Below are 2,295 nucleotides of genomic sequence, written 5' to 3'. Positions count from 1 at the left end.
CAAAAACCTAACATTTCGCCCCCACTAAAAGTCAAAAACCTAACATTTCGCCCCCACTTTAGTGTCTGAAACACTGATATAGCAATACATTGAGACTGGCCGTAAAGCTTTTTAAAAGCTTTTTAAAAGCTATTAAAAGCTTTTAATAAAGCTTTTAAAATTAGTAAATGAAAAAATAAATGAAAAATTGCCCTTGGTTTTCGCTACGCTCAAACTCTATTGAATCTCGCTTTCGCTCGATTCGTGGGGCAATTTTTAGTTAATATTCTTGTTACTTTAAGAAAAGGCAAAAGCAACTCGGAATTCGCTTCGCTCATAAGTTTTTTATGCTCGCTTCGCTCGGTCTAGGTGCAAAGATCAGCATGTGATCTACTTTCAATTTGTTGAAGCAAATATTTTAAAAAGCAGTTTTTCAGGGAGTCTAGGCGCAAATTTTCGTTGTGTCGCTCGTAGACACTCGCTAAAGAGGATCTGAGATGAGCAAAGATAAAAAAGATGAAGATTTGGTTTCTCTCTCGATGAAGAACTTCAACAAACCACGATGGTTTAGAGCCAATGAAGATGGTGTCTTTTGTGAAGTAACTTGGGAGGAGTTCTTTAAAAACCATGATGACCCAACAGGGTTAGAAGATTTTATGACAGATCGAGAGCAAGATACACCAAGAGATGTGGATTTATAGCGCATGGTTTGCTGTATTTGGCGTTTTATTGGTCATTCCTATTCTACCTATAGGTTTTAGTTTAAAGTGCCTTAAAACGCAAATGGTGAGCATTTAGACAACCCACCTCGTTTCGATATTCTGTTGGCAAGAATATCCGAGGGGGTCTAAAAAATGCTTATAACGTATGCACCGTAAAATTTTGTCGAAGTGCCGATTGCCAACCAACCAACACCAAACTTTAAAACGCTAATTTTATTCATAAAATCAGAAAATATTTATCCTATGGTGGATAACAACCTCGAAAAACTATGTCTTCAGAAGTTTAGTTTAGTCCGAGCGACCAACTCGAACAGCAGGGGAGACCAATCCCCATTTAACCTTTTTGATTTCCCTGTGACATTAAATTCACAGCCTTCAAGCACTTTTACCATGCAAGAAGTAACACACTCAACTACAGTCCCCTGTAGCCTCAACATCACTCTTTCGCAAAACCACGATTCCCTTAACAAGCCATTTCTGACAACGGTAGCTATGGTCTTTTCCCAACTTTAGAGAGCTTAAATACTTTCAAAGAAACTATTTAAGCCTGCTCTAAAGAAACGTCCTATTCATTCACTTACTTAATGAATATTCCAATCCGATTAATAAATCTCCTGTGATTATAGATCCCTATCTATTTCACAAAAGACGAGCAAACTATTCAGACGTTTAACGGTACAACTTCGGCAAAAACAACTTACCTTATATGCGCTACTAAAGATCGCTCCAACACATCTATGCCGATAACTAAAAATTAGTTATTCAAATACTTAGGTGACAAAACCTAATGACATAAAAGTGCGTCCCAAGTTATCTTTTGAAGTCTTAACAAGCAGTACGCCCATCCACTAATTTTCTAAACCTTTTCCTTGCTTTTCGGTACGCAGTTCCAAAATACCGATTCCGCAGCTTAAAAAATATCATCATGGGTAGAACACTTACTTAGCACAGTCGATGAGGATTTCTCCCCACCTTTAACACGTTTAAGCTATACATCGACCTTTCGAGCCAAAATGGAATGTCATCACGACAAATTCACCACCTGACCCAAAAGTGCCACTCTCGCCAGCTTTCACCTTGATCGCCTGTACCCTCTCGAATACCGCAGAAGCCATCGTGTGTGCCACGCACCTCGCCAAACCATAAAGATTCAGCGAAGAACGGTAGTTATTAACGCTACTCTCCATCTATGGATTTCACTCACTATTTCTTCAAAAGCAGGATTTCAGCCCTTTCAGCCTAGAATGGGGTTTAACCCATTCGCCACCTTTCGGTGATTCCGTTTCCTTGTCGCCCAACTTCAAGAACCAACAATGAAGTGGATTGAGTAGAATTTGAGGGTAGGCAAAAGCCACCCCTCATCAGCCCTCATCAAAGCGTACCGAGCTACGTTTCCGCAGCAGTCCGCTTCGTCAAGCAGTTTTCAGGCTGTCAACCTTTCCACTGTGAGCTGTTGAAAATCAAAATTTTTAGTGTGCCTAACGGCACACTAAAAAACGGTTAGGTCTTTTAGGTGCGTTGGTCAGACACACTTCACAACTGATGAGAAAATCATAATGCACAAAAAATATGCTGTCTAGGTGCGTTCGCATGG

Annotated in this window: 2 protein-coding genes; one reads left to right on the top strand and one right to left on the bottom strand. The window is 40.0% G+C overall.

The features are described from left to right. The first annotated feature begins 476 nt into the window (after nucleotides 1-476). The gene (locus FTV31_RS16280) at nucleotides 477-680 is read left to right on the top strand and encodes a hypothetical protein (RefSeq protein ID WP_004968112.1); all 204 of its coding nucleotides are present in this window, start codon (nucleotides 477-479) and stop codon (nucleotides 678-680) included. Between the two features lie 1,004 nt (nucleotides 681-1,684). On the opposite strand, the gene FTV31_RS16275 is transcribed toward FTV31_RS16280, so the two are convergent. After that, on the bottom strand, nucleotides 1,685-1,828 hold the full coding sequence (locus FTV31_RS16275) for a hypothetical protein (RefSeq protein WP_180015695.1): 144 nt from the start codon (nucleotides 1,826-1,828) through the stop codon (nucleotides 1,685-1,687). Nucleotides 1,829-2,295: the final 467 nt, after the last annotated feature.

The sequence above is a fragment of the Acinetobacter sp. YH16031 genome, from assembly GCF_013417335.1.
In the GTDB taxonomy this organism is placed as follows: domain Bacteria; phylum Pseudomonadota; class Gammaproteobacteria; order Pseudomonadales; family Moraxellaceae; genus Acinetobacter.
Note: the sequence above shows the minus strand (reverse complement) of the source record. Positions and strands in the feature narration are given on the sequence as shown.

Excerpts from the sequence above, each read along its gene's own strand:
- FTV31_RS16280 (WP_004968112.1), top strand. The coding sequence starts at position 477 with ATGAGCAAAGATAAAAAAGATGAAGATTTGGTTTCTCTCTCGATGAAG.